The following is a 22,093-nucleotide window of genomic DNA, read 5'->3' as shown; positions in this document are numbered from 1 at the left end:
ATTTTCCGCATTATGAGAACCGATCTCGTAATTCGAAAATTTTGTTGCGCGGACGTCAGGACCCCTTTTACAATCGGCCGAAGCTGCCGCGGCCGTGCTTCGTCCGCGTCGTCTGTTCAAAGAGCGTTCCTCTAAATCCAGGAGACGAGCATGTCCGCTGTACCCGACGAAGTCATGAAATATGTCGCCGCCGAAAAAGACGACGATCCCCAGGAAACCGGCGAATGGCTGGAAGCGCTGGATGGCGTGATTTCTGCAGTGGGTCCCGACCGCGCCCACTATCTGATCGAGAAGCAGATCGAGTTCGCCCGCGTGCATGGCGAGCATCTGCCGTTCTCCGCTAACACCCCGTACATCAATACGATTCCCGTGTCGCGTCAGGCGCCGATTCCCGGCGACCAGGATATCGAACACCGCATCCGTTCGTACACGCGCTGGAACGCCATTGCGATGGTGCTGCGCGCGGGCAAGGACACGAACGTCGGCGGCCACATCGCCTCGTTCGCGTCGGCTGCCACGCTGTACGACGTCGGCTACAACCATTTCTGGCACGCACCGTCGGCTGAGCATGGCGGCGACCTCGTGTTCGTGCAGGGCCATTCGTCTCCGGGTGTGTACTCGCGCGCGTTCCTGCTCGGCCGTCTGACCGAAAACCAGCTCGACAATTTCCGTCAGGAAGTGGGCGGCGAGGGCATCTCGTCGTATCCGCATCCGTGGCTGATGCCGGACTTCTGGCAATTCCCGACCGTCTCGATGGGCCTCGGCCCGATCATGGCGATCTATCAGGCGCGCTTCATGAAGTACCTGCAGGCGCGCGGCATCGCGAAGACGGCCGGCCGCAAGGTCTGGGCCTTCCTCGGCGACGGCGAAACCGATGAACCGGAATCGCTCGGCGCGATCGGCATGGCCGGCCGCGAGCGCCTCGACAACCTGGTGTTCGTGATCAACTGCAATCTGCAGCGTCTCGACGGTCCGGTGCGCGGCAACGGCAAGATCATCCAGGAACTCGAAAGCGAATTCCGCGGCGCCGGCTGGAACGTCATCAAGGTCGTCTGGGGCAGCCGCTGGGATGCGCTGTTCCAACGCGACAAGTCGGGCGCGCTGATGCGCCGGATGATGGAAGTCGTCGACGGCGAATATCAGACGTACAAATCGGAGTCGGGCGCGTATGTTCGCGAACACTTCTTCAATACGCCTGAACTGAAGGCGCTGGTTGCCGAATGGTCCGACGAAGAAATCTGGAACCTGAACCGCGGCGGCCATGATCCGCACAAGATCTACGCAGCGTTCTCGGAAGCCTCGAACTCGCAGGGCCAGCCGACCGTCATCCTCGCGAAGACGATCAAGGGCTACGGCATGGGCGAAGCCGGCCAGGCGATGAACATCACCCATCAGCAGAAGAAGCTGCACGTCGATCAGCTGAAGAAATTCCGCGATCAGTTCCGTCTGCCGATTCCCGACGAAGACCTCGTCAACGTGCCGTACCTCAAGTTCGAAGAAGGTTCGAAGGAACTCGAGTACATGCGCGCTCGCCGTCAGGACCTCGGCGGCTATCTGCCGGCGCGTCGCCAGAAGGCCGAGTCGCTGCCGGTGCCGGCACTCGACGCGTTCGAGCCGCTATTGAAGGGCACGGGCGAAGGCCGCGAGATCTCCACGACGATGGCGTTCGTGCGGATTCTCAACATCCTGCTGAAAGACAAGGCGCTCGGCAAACGCATCGTGCCGATCGTGCCGGACGAATCGCGTACCTTCGGTATGGAAGGCCTGTTCCGCCAGATCGGCATCTGGAATCAGGAAGGCCAGAAGTACATTCCGGAAGATTCCGATCAGTTGATGTTCTACCGCGAATCGGAAACCGGCCAGATCCTGCAGGAAGGGATCAACGAAGCCGGTGGCATGTGTGACTGGATCGCAGCCGCGACGTCGTACTCGACGCACGGCGAGATCATGATCCCGTTCTACATCTTCTACTCGATGTTCGGCTTCCAGCGTATCGGCGACCTGGCATGGGCCGCGGGCGACATGCGTTCGCGCGGCTTCCTGCTGGGCGGCACGGCCGGCCGCACGACGCTGAACGGCGAAGGTCTGCAACACGAAGACGGTCATTCTCTGCTGTGGGCGGCATCGGTGCCGAACTGCATCAGCTACGACCCGACCTTCGGTTACGAACTCGCGGTCATCATGCAGGACGGTCTGCGCCGCATGGTGGCTGACCAGGAAGACGTGTACTACTACATCACGGTGATGAACGAGAACTACGAGCACCCGGCGATTCCGCAGGGCGATGCCGTAGCGGCCGACATCATCAAGGGTATGTATTCCTTCAAGAAGGCCGAAGCCGACGCCAAGGCGCCGCGCGTTCAGCTGATGGGTGCCGGCACGATCTTCAATGAAGTGATCGCCGCCGCCGATCTTCTGAAGAACGACTGGGGCGTCGCTGCCGACCTGTGGAGCGTGCCGAGCTTCACCGAACTGGCTCGCGAAGGTCACGAAGTGCAGCGCTGGAACCTGCTGCACCCGACCGAAGAGAAGAAGGTCTCGCACGTCGAGAAGCTGTTGAAGGACGCACAAGGTCCGGTCATCGCATCGACCGACTACGTGCGCGCGCTGACCGAACAGATCCGCGCGTTCGTGCCGCAGAAATTCGTCGTGCTGGGCACGGACGGCTACGGCCGTTCGGACACGCGCGAAAAGCTGCGTCACTTCTTCGAAGTCGACCGCTACTGGGTCACGGTTGCCGCGTTGAATGCACTGGCAGATGAAGGCACGATCGAACGCAAGGTCGTCGCCGAGGCGCTCAAGAAGTACAACCTTGATCCCGCCAAACCCAACCCGATGACCGTCTAAGGCATCATTCCCCGTGTGCCACGGCGTGCGCGCCTGCTCCTGATCGACAGGAGCGGGTGGCGTGCGCGGCCCAGGAGACACTAACAATGAGTCAAGCGATCGAAGTCAAGGTGCCGGACATCGGCGATTACAAGGACATTCCTGTGATCGAGGTGCTGGTGAAGGCGGGTGATACCGTCGAGAAAGAGCAGTCGCTCGTTACGCTGGAATCCGACAAGGCGACCATGGACGTGCCGAGCTCGGCCGCCGGCGTCGTCAAGGAAGTGAAGGTCAAGGTGGGCGACAACGTGTCGGAAGGCGCGCTGATCGTCGTGCTGGAAGCTGCGGGTGCGGCTGCTGCTGCGCCGGCTCCGGCGCCTGCTGCCGCAGCGGCCCCGGCTGCTGCGCCTGCCCCGGCACCCGCTGCCGCGGGTGGTGGTCTGCAAGAAGTCAAAGTGCCGGATATCGGCGACTACAAAGACATTCCCGTGATCGAAGTCTCGGTGAAGGTCGGCGATCGCGTCGAGAAAGAGCAGTCGCTGGTGACGCTCGAATCCGACAAGGCGACCATGGACGTGCCGAGCTCGGCCGCCGGCGTCGTCAAGGAAGTGAAGGTCAAGGTCGGCGATAACGTGTCGGAAGGCTCGGTCATCGTCGTGCTGGAAGCGGATGGCGCTGCTGCGCCGGCTGCCGCACCTGCGGCGAAGCAGGCCGCGGTCGAAAAGCCGTCGGACGCGCCGGCTGTTCCTTCGCCCGCGCCGGCTTCGCCGTCCGCACTTGCACAAGCGCCGTCGATTCCGGCTGGCGAGGGTGGTGCCCGTCATGCGAGCCACGCGTCGCCGTCCGTGCGCAAGTTTGCGCGCGAACTCGGTGTCGACGTGACGCAAGTGCAGGGTACGGGGCCGAAGGGCCGTATTACGCAAGCGGACGTGACCGGCTTCATCAAGGGTGTGATGACCGGCCAGCGCGCTGCACCGGCAGGCGCTGCCGCACCGGCTGCCGCGGGTGGCGGCGAGTTGAATCTGTTGCCGTGGCCGAAGGTCGACTTCACCAAGTTTGGCCCGGTCGATCCGAAGCCGTTGTCGCGCATCAAGAAAATCTCGGGCGCGAATCTGCATCGCAACTGGGTCATGATTCCGCACGTCACGAACAACGACGAAGCGGACATCACCGATCTCGAAGCGCTGCGCGTGCAGTTGAACAAGGAAAACGAAAAAGCCGGCGTGAAGGTCACGATGCTGGCGTTCGTGATCAAGGCGGTGGTTGCTGCCTTGAAGCAGTTCCCGACGTTCAATGCGAGCCTCGACGGCGACAACCTGGTGTTCAAGCAGTACTTCCATATCGGGTTTGCTGCCGATACGCCGAACGGCCTGGTCGTTCCGGTGATTCGCGATGCGGACAAGAAGGGTTTGATCGATATCGCGAAGGAAATGACCGAGCTTTCGAAGCTCGCGCGTGACGGCAAGCTGAAGCCGGATCAGATGCAAGGTGGTTGCTTCTCGATTTCTTCGCTGGGTGGGATTGGCGGGACTCACTTCACGCCGATTATCAATGCGCCGGAAGTCGCCATTCTCGGGCTGTCGCGTGGTGCGATGAAGCCGGTTTGGGATGGCAAGCAGTTTGTGCCGCGTCTGATTCTGCCGCTGTCGTTGTCGTATGACCATCGCGTGATCGACGGTGCTGCGGCGGCGCGGTTCAATGCGTATCTGGGTGCGATTCTTGCCGATTTTCGGCGTGTGATTCTTTGATCGGATGTTGCGCGGAGCGCTGTGTTTATCAGTTATCCGCGTTTCTCGCTGAACTTGCTTTCTTATCGGTCTATTAGCGTTGCCCCTGTGCGGGGCGGCACCTACTTTTCTTTGTCCCACAGGGACTACCTTCGGGTCGTCTTCCAAAGAAAAGTAGGCAAAAGAAAGGCGCGTCCTTGGGCGGACAGCAAAGGCTGATTCTGTCCAGGGCGTCGCCGGTTTTTAGGCTGTAGTTAAGCGTGTTTGCGCGTGCCTCACAACCGATCAATAAGAGAAGGGGACACTATGAGTCTCGTCGAAGTAAAAGTGCCGGATATCGGTGACTTCAAGGACGTCGATGTCATCGAAGTCAATATCAAACCGGGCGATGTCATCGAGAACGAACAGGCGCTGATGACGCTCGAGTCCGATAAGGCCTCCATCGAAGTGCCGAGCGATGCCGCCGGCACCGTCAAGGAAGTACGCGTGAAGGCCGGCGACAAAGTCTCGCAAGGTACGGTCATCGCGCTAGTCGAAACGTCGGCAGATGCGGCGCCGGCCAAGGCGCCAGAGAAGGCGCCCGCTCCGGCGGCGGCGCCTGCACCGGCGCCTGCGCCTGCGTCCAAAGCGGCAGCGCCCGCGCCGCAAGCCGGCAGCTTCTCCGGCAACGCGGATATCGAGTGCGACATGCTCGTGCTCGGTTCGGGTCCCGGTGGATACTCGGCTGCATTCCGCTCGGCCGATCTCGGCATGAAGACGGTGCTCGTCGAACGCTATGCAACGCTCGGTGGTGTCTGTCTGAACGTCGGTTGTATTCCGTCGAAGGCTTTGTTGCACACGGCTCTCGTCATCGACGAAGCGGAAGCGCTCGGCGCGCATGGCATCACGTTCGGCAAGCCGCAAATCGATCTCGACAAGCTGCGCGACTTCAAGTCGGGCGTCGTCAAGAAGCTCACCGGCGGTCTCGCCGGCATGGCCAAGATGCGCAAGGTCGAAGTCGTGACGGGTAACGGCTCGTTCGTCGATCCGCATCACATGGAAGTGCAGACCGAAAGCGGCAAGAAGGTCGTCAGGTTCAAGCAGGCGATCATCGCCGCAGGCTCGGAAGCGGTGAAGCTGCCGTTCATTCCGGAAGACCCGCGCGTGGTCGATTCGACCGGCGCGCTCGAACTGCGTCAGATTCCGCAGCGCATGCTGGTGATCGGCGGCGGCATCATCGGCCTCGAAATGGCGACGGTCTACGCGACGCTCGGTGCGCAGATCGACGTGGTGGAAATGCTCGACGGTCTGATGGCCGGCGCGGATCGCGATCTGGTCAAGGTCTGGGAGAAGTACAACAGCAAGCGTTTTGCCAACGTCATGCTGAAGACCAAAACCACCGCGGCGGAAGCGAAAGACGACGGCATCTACGTGTCGTTCGAAGGCGAAAAGGCCCCGGCCGAAGCGCAACGCTATGACCTCGTGCTGGTCGCCGTCGGCCGTACGCCGAATGGCAAGAAGATCGGCGCGGATAAGGCCGGCGTGGCCGTAACGGATCGCGGCTTCATCGACGTCGACAAGCAGATGCGTACCAACGTGCCGCACATCTTCGCGATCGGCGATATCGTCGGCCAGCCGATGCTCGCGCACAAAGCCGTGCACGAAGGCCACGTCGCCGCTGAAGTGGCGCATGGCGAGAAGGCGTACTTCGATGCGCTGCAGATTCCGTCGGTGGCCTACACCGATCCGGAAGTGGCGTGGGCCGGCAAGACGGAAGACCAGCTGAAGGCCGCAGGCATCAAGTACGGCAAAGCGGTGTTCCCGTGGGCAGCCTCGGGTCGCGCGATTGCCAACGGTCGTGACGAAGGCTTCACCAAGCTGCTGTTCGACGAAGAAACGCATCGCGTGATCGGCGGCGGGATCGTCGGTCTGAACGCGGGCGATCTGATCAGCGAAGTCTGTCTCGCGGTCGAAATGGGTGCGGATGCAACGGATATCGGTAAGACGATCCACCCGCATCCGACGCTCGGCGAATCGATCGGTATGGCCGCCGAATTGTACGAAGGCGTCTGCACCGACTTGCCGCCGCAGAAAAAGAAGTAATGCTGCTGGGCCCATCTGCATGCAGGTGGGCTCGAAGCAAGCGAGGCAAAAAAAACGGCGCGCCCCGCAAAGGGCGCGCCGTTTTCTATTTGCAGCAAGCAGCGTAGAGCGTTTGTCGTGAAGCACCGCATGAAACATGTGCGGCGCATCTCAGGCGAGGGGAAAAAAATCCCGGCCTTTCGCCGGGCAAACGATACGTCATTCAACGTATCGGAGCGTTCGGCCAGTAAAACCGTGTGAGCGGCACGGCACGACGCTGTTGCTTGCGATAACGCCGGTCCAGCCAATGAGGCGGGGCCGGCGTGCAGATTGAAACTTCGGCGGCTTGAAACTTAGACGGCCTTCTTTGCCGAGCGCGATGCTTGTGCAGCGGCTTGCGATGCTGCCTTCGATGCGGCCGTTGCGGCTGCATTGAAGTTGCTTTCGGCGATTTCGACAGCTTGCTTGGTTGCCTTGTGGACCGTTTCGTACGTGGTGTTGGCGGCGGTGATAGCCGACTTCATCACGGCGACAGCGGTTTCCGAACCGGCCGGCGCATTCTTTGCAACGTTTTCGACGAGCGCCTGGACCTTGCGGTTTTGCTCTTCGAATTGAGCTTCTGCGACGCGAGTGAATTCACCCTGCGTTGCCGAAACGATCTCATACACGTGACGGCCGTACGACAGCGCCTTTTCAGCCACCGGCTGTGCAAGGCTTGCTTGCAGTGCCAGCAGTTCCTGCGCGTCCTTCACCGACAGCGCGCGCTGGGCATTTTCCTGGCTTTCCGCGAGCGTCGACTTAACGACTTGCAGGTTCAGTTCAACCAGCTTTTCGACGCCTTCAAATGCTTTGGTCGTCAGGCCGAACAACGTTTCAAAGTTGGCTTTCTGGGCTGCGGCGAATTGCTCAGGGGTCAGCAGAGTCATGGTTTACGCTCCTGGATCGCGGTCTGTCTGTGCGGACCGCTTTGGGTTGGTGGGGACACGCTCTCAGATCGTTTCCCCGGACTGCGATGTATGGTGCGTCGCAGCAATGGTTCCCATTTTAGGATGGCTGCAACGAATGTCAAGCGTTTTTTGTGCGTCGCACAATGTTAAGAAATTGCTGATAAAACAATGTCTTATGCAGTAGGTATGCCATTCAGATGATGCAGGTTAATTTGTCCGCCGCACTGGACTGGTGCAGGAAAAAACCTGTATTTGTTACCGATTTCAGGAGGGATTTTGACCGCTTGACTGGGAGCGGTGCCAGCGCAAAAGTCGTATCGGCGGTTGACAAAAAAACCATCGATTGGCTATTCCGATGTAAACCAGAAAGTGTCACGGAACGTTAATGTTCTATGCCGGTCGAATGCGCGTTGGCGGTCTCCAGCAGATGTTTAACAGGCTGCAGCGAGATCCCTGCGACGTTTCAGTGCGCTGGCAAGGCTTTAGACGCTTGCGCTCAGACCGTATTTCCCCTGATCAAGATTGTCTCGAAATTGCCGTTATGCTGAAAGAATCGTCTCGATTCCGGCATGGGGTGGCAAAGGCGAGGCGAAACGCGTTGCCGATCGTTTTTTTCGATCGAAAGATGGCACTTATTCGTGTTTTTGCGATCGGAGCTTACAAGCCGGTTTAAGGAGCGCGTATAAGTGCTTCAAATTGCTAATTTTTCATTGTTTTACTACACTTGCGGAAACCTCTAGCCGCTCCCTACCGAACACCCATGAAAACCGACATGTTTTCGTCGCTAAAAGTGATCCACGGCGCGGCCCGCAGCACCGCTCTGTCGGTGGCCGCCTCCATGGTCATCGCAGCGGCGTTCGCCGCGCCTGTCAGCACTTTTGCCGCCACGCCCGCTACAACCGCAAAAACCTCCAAACACGCGAAAGCAGCCAAAAAGCCCGCCGCAGCCACTGCCGACAAAGTGTCGGGCAAGAAGGCCGCCAAAGGCGCCGCTGCGAAGACCGTTGCCGCCGCCGGTGACGACGCGCCGCGCGCGAGTGTCAAGCGCAAGCGCGTAACGTATACGTCGAACGGTCGCCACCACTCCGTGGTGCGTCGCATTGCGTATGAACCGCGTCCGCCTACCGTCGGCCAGGCTTTCGGTCTGCACGAAACGCCGGATGCGCTGATGCTGCGCTCGAGCGTGGCCTACGTGATCGATCAGAACTCCGGCGAATCGCTGTTCGACAAGAATTCGCGCGCCGTGGTGCCGATTGCGTCGATCACCAAGCTGATGACCGCAATGGTCGTGCTCGATTCGAAAGAGCCGATGACCGACCAGATCGAAGTCACCGACGAAGACCGCGATTACGAGAAGAACACGGGCTCGCGTTTGTCGGTGGGCTCGGTGCTTTCGCGTGAAGACATGCTGCACATCGCGCTGATGGCCTCGGAAAACCGTGCGGCCGCAGCGCTGTCGCGTTATTTCCCGGGCGGCCGTCCGGCGTTCCTCGCAGCCATGAACGCAAAGGCCAAGCAACTCGGCATGACCGACACGCACTTTGAAAACCCTACGGGTTTGACGAGCCAGAACGTGTCGAGCGCGCGTGACCTCGTGAAGATGGTCAACGCGGCGTATCAATACCCGGTGATCCGCAAGTTCTCGACCGATCACAGCTACGAGGTGTACACCGGCAAGCGTTCGCTGGCTTACAACAGCACGAATGCCTTGGTGCGTAACCCGACGTGGGACATCGGTCTGCAAAAGACCGGTTTCATCAACGAAGCAGGTGAGTGCCTCGTGATGCAGGCGACCATTCACGGCCGTCCGATGATCATGGTGCTGCTCGATTCGTCGGGTAAGTACTCGCGCTTTGCAGATGCGACGCGTCTGCGCACGTGGCTCGACAACGGCGGCGATCAGCCGCGCATCACCAGCGCGGATGCCGGCGGTGCGGGTACCTGATGTGAGCTGGTGTGCTCTGGTGGTCGGTTTTCGGACCGGCCAGAAAAAAGCCTCGCAGATGCGAGGCTTTTTTTATTGAGCCGAAAGAAGAAGGCCCTGCCAGACTATGCGTGCTGGTGGTGCGTATGGTCCTGCGGTTTCTGCGGGCGATAACCGAGCGACTCGGAAATCAGTAATGCGGTCTGGCTGACCTGTCCCAGCCACGAGTCCTGCAAGCGATCCGCCGGGGCGGACAGCGACAGGCCCGCAACCAGTTTGCCGGTGTCGTCGTAAATCCCGGCTGCGATGCAGCGCACGCCCAGTTCCAGTTCTTCGTTATCGCGTGCGCAAGCCTGCTGACGCACGTGCGACAGCTCGCGTTCGAGCTTGGTCAGGTCGGTGATGCTGTTCTGTGTGTGACCGGAGAGGCCGGTGCGCGTGGCGTAAGCCCGCACGCGGGTCGATTCGTCCGCGGCGAGGAAGAGCTTGCCCACCGAGGTCAGATGCAGCGGCGCGCGCCCGCCAATCGCTCGCACCACCTGCATGCCGGAGCGCTCGGAGTAGGCGCGTTCTATATAGACGATCTCGTCGCCCTGACGCACCGAGAGGTTCACGGTCTGCCCGGTTTGACGGTGCAGTTCGCGCATCGGCGTGAGCGCCGCGTCGCGTACCGACAGCCGCGCCTTCACCAGATTGCCGAGTTCGAGCAGGCGCATACCGAGGCGGTAAGTGCCCGGATCCGACCGGTCGACCAGCCGGCACATCACCATGTCGTTCAGGATGCGGTGCGCGGTGGACGGGTGCAGCTCCGTGCGGATGGCGAGTTCTTTCAGGCTGACCGGGTCGCTATGCGCAGCGAGTGCATCGAGCAGGCGCATCATGCGTTCGATCACCTGGATCGAAGTTTTGGGATCCGGGGTCGTATCGCTCATAGGAGGAATCGGTTGACACGTCAAACAGTGGAAACTGATTGTATCTCGTATCGTGAAAAAAGCGAACGCGGTTGGAAGGGCTATTCCAATTTAACGTGGCATTCGTCCTATGCCTTCCGGCCGTTGGTATTGTGCGGCAAACAGCGGATAATCAGGGACGTTTTCCCGAAGGAGGGCTCATGCGAGTCGGATTGTTCGTCACCTGCCTGATCGACCTGATGCGTCCGGAGATCGGTTTTTCGGTCATCAAGCTGATCGAAGGCGCCGGCTTCGAGGTGATGGTGCCACCCGCGCAAACCTGTTGCGGGCAGCCTGCGTACAACTCGGGCGAGCGGCGCATCGCGCGTGACCTGGCCGAGAAAACCTTGCGCGAGTTCGAGCAGTTCGATTATGTCGTGGTGCCGTCCGGTTCGTGCGGCGGCATGATCCGCGCGCATTATGGCGACCTGTTTGCGGACGATCCGGAGCTGATGAACCGCTTTGGCCGGTTGCGGGCCAAAGTGTTCGAGTTGACCGATTTCCTCGTCAATGTGGCCAAGGTGCAATTGCAGCCGGGCGAGTTCGCGGGTCAGGTGACTTACCACGATTCCTGTTCGGGGCTACGCGAACTCGGCATCAAGGCGCAGCCCCGTGCGCTGCTGACGCAAGTGGGCGTGGCGGTGACCGAAATGAAGGATTGCGAGCACTGCTGCGGCTTTGGGGGCACCTTCGCGGTCAAGTATGGCGATATCTCGACGGCGATCGTCGACGAGAAATGCGCGAATATTGGCGCGAGCGGCGCTGGCACGGTGGTGCTAGGCGACCTCGGCTGCATGCTCAATATCGAAGGCCGCTTGCGGCGCACGGGTGACACCACCACGCGCGTGTTGCACATCGCTCAGGTGCTGGCCGGCGACGCTTAAAAATCGTTGCGGCGCTCAATTCAGCGCACCTGATTCGGTGCATTCCATTCCGTGTGTTTTACTCGTGCATTTCAACTGCGCATTTCACCCGCGCACTTCACCTGAATACGCTCAAGGCCGCCATGCAAGTCCAATCGATGCATTTCAAGGCCCGCGCGGGCCAGAAGCTCGCCGACCAGCGTCTGCAGCAGAACCTCACCAAGCTGTCGACCAAGTTCGTGTCGGCCCGCGCCGAGGCCGTGACCGCGATCGATTTTCCCGCCACCCGCGCCGCGCTGAAGGAGCGCCGCAATCGCGCGCTGGAAAATCTCGATGTCTGGCTCGAGACGTTCGAACGCGAAGCGACCCGGCGCGGCGTGACAGTGCTGTTCGCCGAGACCACGCAGGAGGCCGCGCGCCTCGTCGGCGATATTGCGCGCCGGCATGAGGTGAAGAAGGTGATCAAGACCAAGTCGATGGTCACCGAGGAAATGCGCCTGAACGAAGTACTCGGGCAGATGGGCGTGCAATCGATCGAAACCGATCTGGGCGAATACATTCTGCAGATCAATGGCAACGAACCGCCCAGCCACATCATCGCGCCGGTCGTCCATAAAGATAAGGACGAGATCGCCGACCTTTTCGCGAAAACGCATGACCGGCCGCGTCTGACCGAGATTCCGGACATGACCCGCGAAGCGCGCGAAATGCTACGGCCGCATTTCATGACCGCGGACATGGGTGTGACCGGCGGCAACTTCGTGGTGGCGGAGACGGGTTCGGTTGCATTGATCACGAACGAAGGCAACGAGGGCATGTGCACCGTGATGCCGCGCGTGCACGTGGCGGTGACCGGCATTGAGAAAGTGTTGCCCACGCTGGAAGATCTCGCTACCGCGATGCGTCTTTTGCCGCGCTCGGCAACCGGACAGGCGACGTCGAACTATTTTTCCGTATTGACCGGGCCGCGCGGGGCGGGCGATCAGGACGGTCCCGAGCACATGTATGTGGTGCTGGTCGACGGAGGGCGCACGGGGCTGATCGGCGGCGACTTCCAGGAGATGCTGCGTTGTATCCGTTGCGGCGCCTGCATGAACCACTGCCCGGTGTATCAGAAGGTGGGCGGCCATGCCTACGGCTGGGTTTATCCGGGGCCGATGGGCGCGGTGCTGACGCCGAGCTACGTCGGAATCGACAAAGCGTTGGATCTGCCTCAGGCGGCAACGCTGTGCGGCGAGTGCAACAGCGTGTGTCCGGTGGGGATTCCGTTGTCGGATCTGCTGCGCAAGCTGCGCGAGAAGCAGGTCGAACGGCGCCTGCGGCCGTGGCGTGAGCGGGCAGGGCTCGCGGTGTGGGGATTTCTCACGCTGCACCCGGATGCTTATGCGCTCTTCACCAAGCTTGCGGTGCGCGTGCTGGAACGGATGGGCGGGCGAAATCGCTCGATTGCGAGGTTGCCGTTGGGCGGCGCGGGCTGGACCAACACGCGCGACCTGCCGGCTCCGGTCGGCCGCACGTTCAGGGAGTTGTACGCCGCGCAGCGCAGCCATATTGGCTGAGTGAGCGGTACAGCGGTTGTAGTTTGCAACCCTGACGAGCCGTAAGACGGCGCTTACGTTCTCTATCGGCTCAGTGGTCCGTCATGCCTTCTGAATGACGGCTGTAATTGCCTCTGGCCTGCGCATTCCCACCGTTGCCGCGCCCGCCGTTGTTACCGGCTTGCTGTGGCGGAGGCGGGCTGCCTGCGCCCGGCCGTGGCGCATTGGATCCGCTCGGTCCTCTCGGCCCGCCAACCGCGCCTTGAGGTGGCGGTCCGCTATGCTGGCCGCCGCCGTTCGGCTGACCATGCCAGCCCCCGTTATCTCCGCGGTTACCGTTGTTTCCATCGTTGCCGTTGTTCGACCGTCCCCGATCCGGATAACCCGGGTAGCCCCGATAACCCGGGCCTGGCCCGTAATAGCGGCCGGGGCCGTCGTAGTAACCGGGGCCAGAATAATTGCCGTAACCCATGTACACGCTGGTTTGTGGCACCACCGGCACGCCGGTGGCATAGCCGTCGTAGCCGCTGTAGCCGCCGTCATAGCCGTTGCCGACCATCGGCGTGCCGTCCGGATAAACTGCGCAGCCGCCTAGCAAGGCAGCAGCGACCGTGAGGCTGACAAGTGGAGCAATACGTTTCATTTGGAGGACCAGGGCGAATATTTCATGTCTGTAAGACATCTATTATCGCTAACCGTCGCGCCAGCTTTGTATGACTTTGTAAGGATTTCTCTTTCATGCCAGGCCGCATGTCGACGGCGGGTGCCGCAAGGCAGTCAATGGACTGTTCCATCCAGCGCAACGCTGTATCTCGTATCAGTGGGTTTTTCCCGATTGCAAATTCCTATAGGATTTCGACTGGGCATAGTGAGTCACGAGCTCGCGAGCCCCTAATCGGAAGAAACGACATCATGAAAAAGATAATATCGGTGTACTGGCCCCTTGCCATCGTTCTGCCACTTGCTGTGGCAGGCTACCTGCACATTTGCGGCGGCGCCGCTTCGCGTTCCTCGCAAGCCCCGCTCGCTGCCGATCAACTGACCGCGGAACTGGCGCGCGCCGTCTCGTACGGCATGGTCGACAGCGCGGCGACGTTGCCGGCCAAGCCCATGCGAGCTGTGACGGCGATGCCGCTGGCCGAAGCGTCCTGAACACGGGAGGCCAGATCGTGCGCCGTGATTCCGGCAATTCCATCATTCCGGCGCGGTTTGGCGCTGCGGCAGTGTCCGCGGCCAACGTGCCGCTTGCTGGCGTTGCCGGCGCAGTTTCCGCAGCCGAATCCGGTCGCCGAGCGAGGTGTTCGGCCTCGGGCGAGATTTGGTTCAGCTTTGTATAATCGCGGCAGCTTTTCCTAACTGCCGATCCACGCGCGCTTGACGCCCGAAAGCCTCCGATGAAAACCGTGTCCATCTGCTTTGTCTGTCTGGGGAACATCTGCCGTTCACCGACCGCGGAAGGCGTGATGCGTCATCTGGTTAAGGAGGCGAAGCTCACGGAGCACATTCTGGTCGATTCCGCCGGTACGGGTGACTGGCATATCGGCGAGCCGCCTGACGACCGCGCGCAACATGCGGCCGGCCGGCGGGGTTATGAGCTGGCCGCCTTGCGCGGACGTCAGATCGCATCGGCGGACTTCGAGCGTTTCGATCTGCTGATCGCGATGGACGACAAAAACGTCGCCGCGCTTCGCCAGGTTTGTCCGGCGGAGCAGCGCGACAAAATTCGCCTGCTGATGGAGTTTGTGCCTGAAACGGACGGTCGCTGGGGCGGCGCCCGCGAAGTTGTCGATCCCTATTTCGGCGGTGCCGAAGGTTTCGAGCAGGTGCTGGATCAGTGCGAAGCGGCTTGTCGCGGGCTGATCGCAGCGTTGCGCCCCCAATTGGTTACGTAAGCCCAGTGGATCATTGGCGAACCTCGGCCGCCTTATCTTGCAATTAAGCAAATGACCCAAATTACGGTAGGGATACTTGACTAATTCAGTCATGTATTTATACTTGACCAAACTTGTCGAGAATTACGGTTCCCACACCATATGAGACTCACCACGAAAGGCCGTTTCGCCGTCACGGCGATGATTGACCTGGCACTGCGCCAGGAGCAGGGCCCGGTGACGCTTGCAGGTATCAGCCAGCGCCAGCATATCTCCCTGTCCTATCTCGAGCAGCTGTTTGGCAAGCTGCGCCGTCACGAAATCGTCGAGTCCGTGCGCGGACCGGGCGGCGGCTACAATCTGGCTCGCCGCGCTGAAGACGTGACCGTCGCCGACATCATCATCGCTGTCGACGAGCCGCTCGACGCCACTCAATGCGGCGGCAAGGGCTCGTGCGAAGGCACCAAACAGCACGACGGCCACTGCATGACGCACGAATTGTGGTCCACGCTGAACCAGAAAATGGTCGAGTACCTGGATTCGGTCTCCCTGAAAGACCTGGTCGATCAGCAGCGTTCGCGCGAAGGCGCGCCGGCGGTGTTGCGCGACCGGCGCAATGAAGCGCCGGCGGTCGAACCCGCCCGCGTCGTGCCGAAAGGGCCTAATTCTGTTTTCAACATGGCCGGTTCCTAGGCGCGGCAATCTGAATACACCGCAGCCCGATAAAGAACCCAGAAGCCAGAGCAATGACGTCCCCGGAGCAATTGATGAATAACGACACTCTCCACCTGCCCATTTACATGGACTACAGCGCGACGACGCCGGTCGATCCGCGCGTGGTGGACAAGATGATTCCGTATCTGCGCGAGCAGTTCGGCAACCCCGCATCGCGCAGCCACTCGTATGGCTGGGACGCGGAACGTGCGGTCGAAGAAGCGCGCGAGAACGTCGCCGCGCTGGTGAATGCGGATCCGCGCGAAATCATCTGGACCTCGGGAGCCACGGAGTCGGACAACCTCGCGATCAAGGGTGCCGCGCACTTCTACAAGAGCAAGGGCAAGCACATCATCACGGTGAAGACCGAGCACAAGGCCGTGCTCGACACCTGCCGCGAGCTCGAGCGCGAAGGCTTCGAAGTCACGTATCTGGATGTGAAGGACGACGGTCTGATCGACCTCGAGAAGTTCAAGGCCGCGCTGCGCCCTGATACGATTCTGGTCTCGGTGATGTCGGTGAACAACGAAATCGGCGTGATCCAGGACATCGAGGCGATCGGCGAGATCACCCGTGAAAAGGGCATCATTTTCCACGTCGACGCGGCGCAAGCCACCGGCAAGATCGCGATCGATCTGCAAAAGCTGAAGGTCGACCTGATGTCATTCTCGGCCCACAAGACGTATGGTCCGAAGGGCATCGGCGCGTTGTACGTGCGTCGCAAGCCGCGTATCCGTATCGAAGCGCAGATGCACGGCGGCGGTCACGAGCGCGGCATGCGTTCGGGCACGCTGGCTACGCACCAGATCGTCGGCATGGGCGAAGCGTTCCGTATCGCGCGTGAAGAAATGGCGACGGAAAACGAACGCATCCGCATGCTGCGCGACCGTCTGTTGCGCGGCCTGTCGGAAATGGAAGAAACGTATGTGAACGGCGACATGGAAAAGCGTGTGCCGCACAACCTGAACATCAGCTTTAACTTCGTCGAAGGCGAATCGCTGATCATGGCGGTGAAAGATGTGGCGGTGTCGTCGGGTTCGGCGTGCACGTCGGCCTCGCTGGAACCGTCGTACGTGCTGCGCGCACTGGGTCGTAACGACGAACTGGCGCACAGCTCGATCCGCTTCACGGTGGGCCGCTTCACGACCGAGCAGGATGTCGACTACGTGATCAACCTGCTGAAGACCAAGATTTCGAAGTTGCGCGACTTGTCGCCGCTGTGGGAAATGCACAAGGACGGGATCGATATTTCGACCATCCAGTGGGCAGCGCACTGACGCGCCAGCGCGTTAGTCAGGCAGCGCCGAGTTCATCGAATTGCAGGTTGAAACGAATTAAGGAGTGTCATCATGGCTTATAGCGACAAGGTTCTGGACCACTACGAAAACCCGCGCAACGTCGGTTCCTTCGCGAAGGACGACGATGCGGTCGGCACCGGCATGGTCGGCGCGCCGGCATGCGGCGACGTGATGAAGCTGCAGATCCGCGTGGGCGCGGACGGCATCATCGAAGACGCGAAGTTCAAGACGTATGGCTGCGGTTCGGCGATTGCGTCGAGCTCGCTCGTCACCGAATGGGTGAAGGGCAAGACGCTCGATCAGGCCATGTCGATCAAGAACACGCAGATCGCCGAAGAACTGGCGCTGCCGCCGGTGAAGATCCACTGCTCGATCCTCGCGGAAGACGCGATCAAGGCAGCGGTCGCCGATTACAAGCAGCGTCACGGTGAAGCGGTCGTCGAAGGCGACAAGCAACACGCGTAAGCGTGCGGTCGAGCGCGCGGTTGGGTGCTCGTTTGAGTGCTCATTTGGGTGAGTCGAAGCGGGCGGTGCGAGCAACAAACACCGTCCGGCATGAGCGATATTTGAGGCAGGCAGGGTAGCGGCGTGTCAGTAGGCATACGAATGCCGAACCCGCGCGGCGCAATGAGAAACGCTATGGCAATTACGTTGACCGAAAAGGCAGCACAGCACGTCCAGAAGTATCTGACTCGCCGCGGCAAGGGCGTCGGGCTGCGCGTAGGCGTGCGCACCACGGGTTGCTCGGGTTTGGCTTACAAGCTCGAGTACGTGGACGAACTCGCGCCTGAAGACGAAGTGTTCGACTGCAACGGCGTGAAGATCATTGTCGACCCGAAGAGCCTCGCCTATATCGACGGCACCGAACTCGACTTCGCGCGCGAAGGGTTGAACGAAGGCTTCAAGTTCAACAACCCGAACGTGAAGGACGAGTGTGGTTGCGGCGAATCGTTCCGCGTGTAAATCGGCTCGTTCCGCGTACAGCGGATCAAAGGCGGCGCGGGCCGCCTTTTTAGTTTCATCCGCGCATTCGCCTTGGTGTCTTGCGGCAGACCTTCGCCGCTCAATCCCGGCGGCGCTTTCGATCCGCGTTTTTAGCCTGCACTCCGGTGCGCTTTCCTGAACGGACTCTTTCTATCCGATGGCCTCGCTGAACGACAGCCACTTCGACCTGTTCGATCTACCGGCACAATTCGCGCTCGACGCAGCGACGCTCGATCACGCTTATCGCACGGTGCAGGCGCAAGTGCATCCGGACCGCTTCGCGGCGGCCGGCGACGCGCAAAAGCGTATCGCGATGCAATGGGCGACGCGCACCAACGAGGCGTATCAGACGCTGCGCGATCCGTTGAAGCGCGCGACGTACCTGCTGCATCTGCGCGACATCGACGTCGGCTCGGAGAACAACACGGCGATGGAGCCGGCGTTCCTGATGCAGCAGATGGAGTGGCGCGAAAATATCGAAGATGCGGCCGCGGCGAGAAACGTCGACGCGCTCGACGCCTTGTTGACCGAACTGCGCGACGAAGAGCGCGTGCGTTTCGACAAGCTCGGTGCGCTGCTCGACAGCGGCGCGAATCAGGCGGCGGGCGAGGCGGTGCGGCAGTTGATGTTCATCGAGCGGGTGGCGTCGGAAATCGGCACGCAGATCGAGCGGCTCGAAAACTAGCGGTCCCGGCGTCCAGCGAGCGCTGACGCCGTGTATGAAGAGGCAGCGATAGCAGCCGTAGCGATAGATCCAGCAACGCATCCAGCAACGCGAAAATTCAGGACGGGGCCCAGCGGCTCCGAGAAGATCCAGATGGCCTTACTGCAAATCTCCGAACCCGGCATGGCGCCGGCGCCCCATCAGCGGCGCCTCGCGGTCGGTATCGATCTCGGCACCACCAATTCCCTCGTCGCCGCCGTGCGCAGCGGCGTACCCGACGTGCTGCCCGACGAAGAGGGTCATGCGCTGCTGCCTTCGGTGGTGCGTTACCTGGAAAAGGGCGGCCGCCGGATCGGCCGCACGGCCAAGGCTGAAGCGGCAACCGATCCGCGCAACACGATCGTGTCGGTCAAGCGCTTCATGGGCCGCGGCAAGGCGGAAGTGGAAGGCGCCGAAAACGCACCCTACGATTTCGTCGACGCGCCCGGCATGGTGCAGATCCGTACCGTCGACGGCGTGAAGAGCCCGGTCGAAGTGTCGGCGGAAATTCTCGCGACGCTGCGCCAGCGCGCCGAAGACACGCTCGGCGACGAACTGGTCGGTGCGGTCATTACCGTGCCCGCCTATTTCGACGAAGCGCAGCGCCAGGCGACCAAAGACGCCGCGCGTCTGGCCGGCCTGAACGTGCTGCGTCTGCTGAACGAGCCGACCGCGGCGGCGATCGCCTACGGCCTCGATAACGGTTCCGAAGGCCTCTACGCGGTCTATGACCTCGGCGGCGGCACCTTCGACCTGTCGATCCTGAAGCTCACCAAGGGTGTCTTCGAAGTGCTCGCGGCCGGCGGTGATTCCGCGCTCGGCGGCGACGATTTCGACCATGCCCTGTATCGCCACGTGCTGGAGCAGGCGGGCATCGCGCCGCAAACGCTCGCACCGGAAGACGTTCGCCTGCTGCTCGACAGCGTACGCGCGACCAAGGAGGCTTTGACTGACGCGTCGAATGCAAAGGTACACGCCAAGCTTTCGAACGGCACCCAGATCGATCTGACGGTCGACGAGGCTATTTTCGAGGCCATCACTCAGGCGCTGGTTCAACGCACGCTCGGACCCACGAAGAAAGCGCTGCGCGACGCCAAGGTCGCCACCAAAGACATCAAGGGCGTCGTGCTGGTCGGCGGCGCGACGCGCATGCCGGTGATCCGCCGCGCGGTCGAATCGTTCTTCGGCCAGCCGCCTTTGATCAACCTCGACCCGGATCAGGTCGTCGCGCTCGGCGCGGCGATCCAGGCCGATCTGCTCGCGGGCAATCGCGGCGCCGATGGCGACGACTGGTTGTTGCTCGACGTGATTCCGCTGTCGCTCGGGGTCGAAACCATGGGCGGTTTGACCGAGAAGATCATCCCGCGCAATTCGACGATTCCGGTCGCGCGCGCGCAGGATTTCACGACCTTCAAGGACGGCCAGACGGCCATGGCGATCCACGTCGTGCAAGGCGAGCGCGAGCTCGTCAGCGATTGCCGTTCGCTCGCGCGTTTCGAGCTGCGCGGCATTCCGCCGATGGCCGCCGGTGCGGCGCGGATTCGCGTGACGTATCAGGTCGACGCGGACGGCCTGCTGTCTGTGTTCGCGCGCGAACAGGGCTCGGGCGTGGAAGCGTCGGTGGTGGTGAAGCCGTCCTACGGTCTCGCCGACGACGACATCGCCAGAATGCTCGAAGACAGCTTCTCGACCGCCGAAGTCGACATGCGCGCGCGCGCGCTGCGCGAAGCGCAAGTGGAAGCGCGCCGTCTGGTGGAAGCCACCGACGCCGCGCTCGCCGCCGACGCCGAATTGCTCGACGACAGCGAACGCGCCGAACTCGACACGCTGCTCACGGCATTGCGCAACATTGCCGAAAGCGACGACGCCGACGCGATCGAAGCCGCGACCAAAACGCTCGCCGAAGGCACCGACGAATTCGCCGCCCGCCGCATGAACAAGGGCATTCGCCGCGCGCTGGCCGGCCGCAAGCTCGACGAGATCTGAGCCTTGTGGTGTGGCCGCGCTGTACGCGCGTGCCGGCATTGAATCGCGCCGTGCGGACTTAAAAAGTCCGTGCAGCGCCAGTAAAATGGTACGGAGCCTGTTTGCGGCCGCCGTGCCGCAGACCCAAACGGAAAATGTATGCCTCAAATCGTTGTGCTGCCTCACGTCGAACTGTGCCCGGAAGGCGCGGTGATCGACGCCGTGCCCGGCAAGAGCATTTGCGACAATCTGCTCGAACACGGCATCGAAATCGAGCACGCGTGCGAGAAATCCTGCGCGTGCACGACTTGCCACGTGATCGTGCGTGAGGGTTTCGCCGCCTTGACGCCGTCCGAGGAAGACGAGGACGATCTGCTGGACAAGGCGTGGGGGCTCGAGCCGGCCTCGCGTCTGTCGTGCCAGGCGATGGTGCCGGCCGAGCAGGATCTGGTCGTCGAGATCCCGCGCTACTCGATCAATCACGCGAAGGAAAATCACTAACTGGAGGATGCAGCCATGAAGTGGACCGATACGCAAGACATCGCGATGGCCCTGACTGACAAGCACCAGGACATCGATCCGCAACAGGTGCGCTTCACTGATTTGCACCGCTGGGTCACCGAGCTGGAAGGTTTCGACGACGACCCTAACCGGTCGAATGAAAAGATCCTTGAAGCGATTCAGGCTGCATGGATCGAAGACGCGGATTACTGAGCGCCTTGCCGGTTTTTCCACCGGCGGCGGGGCGCGATTGATGCCGCTCCGGCTGCGGCAAAGAAAAAGGCGATTCCATTGGAATCGCCTTTTTTAACGCCTGGAGAATCTTCAGGCAACCAGCGGTCAGGTTGCTACAAGCGTGCCATTTTCAACCCGCACGCGCTGACCTTGCTGGAACGGCGGCGCATCGTGATAGGTAAAGTAGCGCGTCTTGCCGTTTTCCATCTGCACCCGCACCGAATACGACGTCGTGCTGCGGATGTGCTTTTCAACCGAGTTACCGGCGAAGCCGCCGCCGAGCGCGCCGAGGACGGTCATCGCGGTGCGTCCGCCGCCGGCGCCGAACTGATTACCGACCAGGCCGCCGGCCACTGCGCCGCCGACCGCGCCGATCCCGGTGCCATGGCCTTCCTGGCGTACTGCCGAGATCGCGGCCACCGTGCCGCAGCTCGAGCAGTAGGCCGGTTGCGACGGCTGTTGCTGAGCGTACTGCGGCGCCGGCTGGGCCTGTTGCTGCTGGGCGTACTGTTGCTGCTGCGCCGGCGTCGGGACGCGTTGAGGCGGCTGCTGCTGCGCTGCCTGTTGGGCGGCCTGTTGTGCCGCGGCCTGCTCGGCTGCCTGCTGGGCGGCCGGATTGGCAGGTGCCGCCGAATCGACCACAGCCGGTTGCGTGGTCACTTGCGCGGCCTGGGTCTGATCGGTTTGCGCGCCGCTGCTCGAGGCCTTCGGGAACAGGCCCGTGATGGCCGCCGTTGCGGCCAGGCTGGCGATGATCACTGCGCCCGCCGCGGTAGCGACGAGCGGATGAAGACGACGTTGTTGCGTGGGTTTGGTATCTGGATTGTCCATATTGGCCTCCGTCTGGAGCAGAGTCGACTGTTATTGAGACTGAGTGTCGTGCAATTCGATCCCGGGAGCGTTTCAATTTGTAACCATTCCCGGGCAATCATCGCGACGCTTTCGCGTCAAAGCGCGCGAAGTGCGGCGGGGTGCCTGATTTCTTGC

20 protein-coding genes are annotated in these 22,093 nt (G+C 61.5%); 16 read left to right on the top strand and 4 right to left on the bottom strand.

Annotated features, from left to right (window positions below; genetic code table 11):
* The first annotated feature begins 150 nt into the window (after positions 1–150).
* The 3 genes from aceE (at position 151) to lpdA (ending at position 6,635) form a co-directional block, all read left to right on the top strand.
* On the top strand, positions 151–2,847 hold the full coding sequence (aceE, locus tag ACOSV0_RS13190) for a pyruvate dehydrogenase (acetyl-transferring), homodimeric type (protein WP_434106596.1): 2,697 nt from the start codon (positions 151–153) through the stop codon (positions 2,845–2,847).
* Positions 2,848–2,933: 86 nt separating this feature from the next.
* Complete coding sequence (gene aceF / locus ACOSV0_RS13185; RefSeq protein ID WP_434106595.1) at positions 2,934–4,574, top strand: dihydrolipoyllysine-residue acetyltransferase; 1,641 nt, start codon at positions 2,934–2,936, stop codon at positions 4,572–4,574.
* 285 nt (positions 4,575–4,859) lie between these two features.
* Positions 4,860–6,635, top strand: a complete 1,776-nt coding sequence (gene lpdA, locus ACOSV0_RS13180; RefSeq protein WP_434106594.1) for a dihydrolipoyl dehydrogenase — start codon at positions 4,860–4,862, stop codon at positions 6,633–6,635.
* A 332-nt stretch (positions 6,636–6,967) separates the two neighbouring features.
* Here the strand turns inward: lpdA and ACOSV0_RS13175 are convergent, their stop codons facing one another.
* Positions 6,968–7,540 carry a phasin family protein gene (locus ACOSV0_RS13175; RefSeq protein WP_120290936.1) on the bottom strand — a complete coding sequence of 191 codons (573 nt, stop codon included), beginning with the start codon at positions 7,538–7,540 and terminating at the stop codon, positions 6,968–6,970.
* 781 nt (positions 7,541–8,321) lie between these two features.
* Between ACOSV0_RS13175 and pbpG the strand changes: the two genes are divergently transcribed.
* On the top strand, positions 8,322–9,506 hold the full coding sequence (gene pbpG / locus ACOSV0_RS13170; RefSeq protein WP_434106593.1) for a D-alanyl-D-alanine endopeptidase: 1,185 nt from the start codon (positions 8,322–8,324) through the stop codon (positions 9,504–9,506).
* Positions 9,507–9,610: 104 nt separating this feature from the next.
* Here pbpG and ACOSV0_RS13165 read toward each other — a convergent pair whose 3' ends face one another.
* Positions 9,611–10,417, bottom strand: a complete 807-nt coding sequence (locus ACOSV0_RS13165; protein WP_434106592.1) for an IclR family transcriptional regulator — start codon at positions 10,415–10,417, stop codon at positions 9,611–9,613.
* A 179-nt stretch (positions 10,418–10,596) separates the two neighbouring features.
* Between ACOSV0_RS13165 and ACOSV0_RS13160 the strand changes: the two genes are divergently transcribed.
* Both ACOSV0_RS13160 and ACOSV0_RS13155 read left to right on the top strand, forming a co-directional pair.
* A complete protein-coding gene (locus ACOSV0_RS13160; RefSeq protein ID WP_434106590.1) occupies positions 10,597–11,319 on the top strand; it encodes a (Fe-S)-binding protein in 723 nt (240 codons plus the stop codon).
* Positions 11,320–11,441: 122 nt separating this feature from the next.
* Positions 11,442–12,857: a lactate utilization protein B gene (locus ACOSV0_RS13155; protein WP_434106589.1), complete on the top strand. Its 1,416-nt coding sequence runs from the start codon at positions 11,442–11,444 to the stop codon at positions 12,855–12,857.
* A 70-nt stretch (positions 12,858–12,927) separates the two neighbouring features.
* Here ACOSV0_RS13155 and ACOSV0_RS13150 read toward each other — a convergent pair whose 3' ends face one another.
* On the bottom strand, positions 12,928–13,479 hold the full coding sequence (locus ACOSV0_RS13150) for a hypothetical protein (RefSeq protein WP_434106588.1): 552 nt from the start codon (positions 13,477–13,479) through the stop codon (positions 12,928–12,930).
* Between the two features lie 269 nt (positions 13,480–13,748).
* Here ACOSV0_RS13150 and ACOSV0_RS13145 point away from each other — a divergent pair, with 269 nt between their 5' ends.
* From ACOSV0_RS13145 to iscX, 10 genes are all read left to right on the top strand, one after another.
* Positions 13,749–13,988 carry a hypothetical protein gene (locus tag ACOSV0_RS13145; RefSeq protein ID WP_434106587.1) on the top strand — a complete coding sequence of 80 codons (240 nt, stop codon included), beginning with the start codon at positions 13,749–13,751 and terminating at the stop codon, positions 13,986–13,988.
* A gap of 242 nt (positions 13,989–14,230) precedes the next feature.
* A complete protein-coding gene (locus ACOSV0_RS13140; protein WP_434106586.1) occupies positions 14,231–14,728 on the top strand; it encodes a low molecular weight protein-tyrosine-phosphatase in 498 nt (165 codons plus the stop codon).
* A 141-nt stretch (positions 14,729–14,869) separates the two neighbouring features.
* Positions 14,870–15,400 carry a Fe-S cluster assembly transcriptional regulator IscR gene (gene iscR / locus ACOSV0_RS13135; RefSeq protein WP_028199491.1) on the top strand — a complete coding sequence of 177 codons (531 nt, stop codon included), beginning with the start codon at positions 14,870–14,872 and terminating at the stop codon, positions 15,398–15,400.
* A 74-nt stretch (positions 15,401–15,474) separates the two neighbouring features.
* Positions 15,475–16,698: an IscS subfamily cysteine desulfurase gene (locus ACOSV0_RS13130; RefSeq protein ID WP_434106585.1), complete on the top strand. Its 1,224-nt coding sequence runs from the start codon at positions 15,475–15,477 to the stop codon at positions 16,696–16,698.
* 72 nt (positions 16,699–16,770) lie between these two features.
* A complete protein-coding gene (gene iscU, locus ACOSV0_RS13125) occupies positions 16,771–17,184 on the top strand; it encodes a Fe-S cluster assembly scaffold IscU (protein ID WP_028199493.1) in 414 nt (137 codons plus the stop codon).
* A gap of 174 nt (positions 17,185–17,358) precedes the next feature.
* Complete coding sequence (gene iscA, locus ACOSV0_RS13120; RefSeq protein ID WP_028199494.1) at positions 17,359–17,682, top strand: iron-sulfur cluster assembly protein IscA; 324 nt, start codon at positions 17,359–17,361, stop codon at positions 17,680–17,682.
* A 178-nt stretch (positions 17,683–17,860) separates the two neighbouring features.
* A complete protein-coding gene (gene hscB / locus ACOSV0_RS13115) occupies positions 17,861–18,388 on the top strand; it encodes a Fe-S protein assembly co-chaperone HscB (protein ID WP_434106584.1) in 528 nt (175 codons plus the stop codon).
* 132 nt (positions 18,389–18,520) lie between these two features.
* The gene (gene hscA / locus ACOSV0_RS13110; protein WP_434106583.1) at positions 18,521–20,392 is read left to right on the top strand and encodes a Fe-S protein assembly chaperone HscA; all 1,872 of its coding nucleotides are present in this window, start codon (positions 18,521–18,523) and stop codon (positions 20,390–20,392) included.
* Between the two features lie 138 nt (positions 20,393–20,530).
* Positions 20,531–20,872: an ISC system 2Fe-2S type ferredoxin gene (gene fdx, locus ACOSV0_RS13105; protein ID WP_012433562.1), complete on the top strand. Its 342-nt coding sequence runs from the start codon at positions 20,531–20,533 to the stop codon at positions 20,870–20,872.
* 15 nt (positions 20,873–20,887) lie between these two features.
* Positions 20,888–21,085, top strand: a complete 198-nt coding sequence (gene iscX, locus ACOSV0_RS13100; RefSeq protein ID WP_007181290.1) for a Fe-S cluster assembly protein IscX — start codon at positions 20,888–20,890, stop codon at positions 21,083–21,085.
* Between the two features lie 126 nt (positions 21,086–21,211).
* On the opposite strand, the gene ACOSV0_RS13095 is transcribed toward iscX, so the two are convergent.
* Positions 21,212–21,937: a glycine zipper 2TM domain-containing protein gene (locus tag ACOSV0_RS13095; protein WP_434106582.1), complete on the bottom strand. Its 726-nt coding sequence runs from the start codon at positions 21,935–21,937 to the stop codon at positions 21,212–21,214.
* Positions 21,938–22,093 lie beyond the last annotated feature (156 nt).

Origin of the sequence: Paraburkholderia caffeinilytica (assembly GCF_051027425.1) — a bacterium.
GTDB lineage: Bacteria > Pseudomonadota > Gammaproteobacteria > Burkholderiales > Burkholderiaceae > Paraburkholderia > Paraburkholderia caffeinilytica_A.
This window is presented reverse-complemented; position numbering and strand designations above follow the sequence as displayed.

What these genes read in the sequence shown, in the direction of transcription:
- lpdA (WP_434106594.1), top strand. Translation starts at nt 4,860, where the DNA reads ATGAGTCTCGTCGAAGTAAAAGTGCCGGATATCGGTGACTTCAAGGAC.
- iscR (WP_028199491.1), top strand. Translation starts at nt 14,870, where the DNA reads ATGAGACTCACCACGAAAGGCCGTTTCGCCGTCACGGCGATGATTGAC.
- ACOSV0_RS13155 (WP_434106589.1), top strand. Translation starts at nt 11,442, where the DNA reads ATGCAAGTCCAATCGATGCATTTCAAGGCCCGCGCGGGCCAGAAGCTC.
- iscU (WP_028199493.1), top strand. Translation starts at nt 16,771, where the DNA reads ATGGCTTATAGCGACAAGGTTCTGGACCACTACGAAAACCCGCGCAAC.
- aceF (WP_434106595.1), top strand. Translation starts at nt 2,934, where the DNA reads ATGAGTCAAGCGATCGAAGTCAAGGTGCCGGACATCGGCGATTACAAG.
- ACOSV0_RS13160 (WP_434106590.1), top strand. Translation starts at nt 10,597, where the DNA reads ATGCGAGTCGGATTGTTCGTCACCTGCCTGATCGACCTGATGCGTCCG.
- ACOSV0_RS13145 (WP_434106587.1), top strand. Translation starts at nt 13,749, where the DNA reads ATGAAAAAGATAATATCGGTGTACTGGCCCCTTGCCATCGTTCTGCCA.
- ACOSV0_RS13165 (WP_434106592.1), bottom strand. Translation starts at nt 10,417, where the DNA reads ATGAGCGATACGACCCCGGATCCCAAAACTTCGATCCAGGTGATCGAA.
- ACOSV0_RS13175 (WP_120290936.1), bottom strand. Translation starts at nt 7,540, where the DNA reads ATGACTCTGCTGACCCCTGAGCAATTCGCCGCAGCCCAGAAAGCCAAC.
- aceE (WP_434106596.1), top strand. Translation starts at nt 151, where the DNA reads ATGTCCGCTGTACCCGACGAAGTCATGAAATATGTCGCCGCCGAAAAA.
- iscA (WP_028199494.1), top strand. Translation starts at nt 17,359, where the DNA reads ATGGCAATTACGTTGACCGAAAAGGCAGCACAGCACGTCCAGAAGTAT.
- hscB (WP_434106584.1), top strand. Translation starts at nt 17,861, where the DNA reads ATGGCCTCGCTGAACGACAGCCACTTCGACCTGTTCGATCTACCGGCA.
- hscA (WP_434106583.1), top strand. Translation starts at nt 18,521, where the DNA reads ATGGCCTTACTGCAAATCTCCGAACCCGGCATGGCGCCGGCGCCCCAT.
- ACOSV0_RS13140 (WP_434106586.1), top strand. Translation starts at nt 14,231, where the DNA reads ATGAAAACCGTGTCCATCTGCTTTGTCTGTCTGGGGAACATCTGCCGT.
- ACOSV0_RS13150 (WP_434106588.1), bottom strand. Translation starts at nt 13,479, where the DNA reads ATGAAACGTATTGCTCCACTTGTCAGCCTCACGGTCGCTGCTGCCTTG.
- ACOSV0_RS13095 (WP_434106582.1), bottom strand. Translation starts at nt 21,937, where the DNA reads ATGGACAATCCAGATACCAAACCCACGCAACAACGTCGTCTTCATCCG.
- fdx (WP_012433562.1), top strand. Translation starts at nt 20,531, where the DNA reads ATGCCTCAAATCGTTGTGCTGCCTCACGTCGAACTGTGCCCGGAAGGC.
- pbpG (WP_434106593.1), top strand. Translation starts at nt 8,322, where the DNA reads ATGAAAACCGACATGTTTTCGTCGCTAAAAGTGATCCACGGCGCGGCC.
- iscX (WP_007181290.1), top strand. Translation starts at nt 20,888, where the DNA reads ATGAAGTGGACCGATACGCAAGACATCGCGATGGCCCTGACTGACAAG.
- ACOSV0_RS13130 (WP_434106585.1), top strand. Translation starts at nt 15,475, where the DNA reads ATGAATAACGACACTCTCCACCTGCCCATTTACATGGACTACAGCGCG.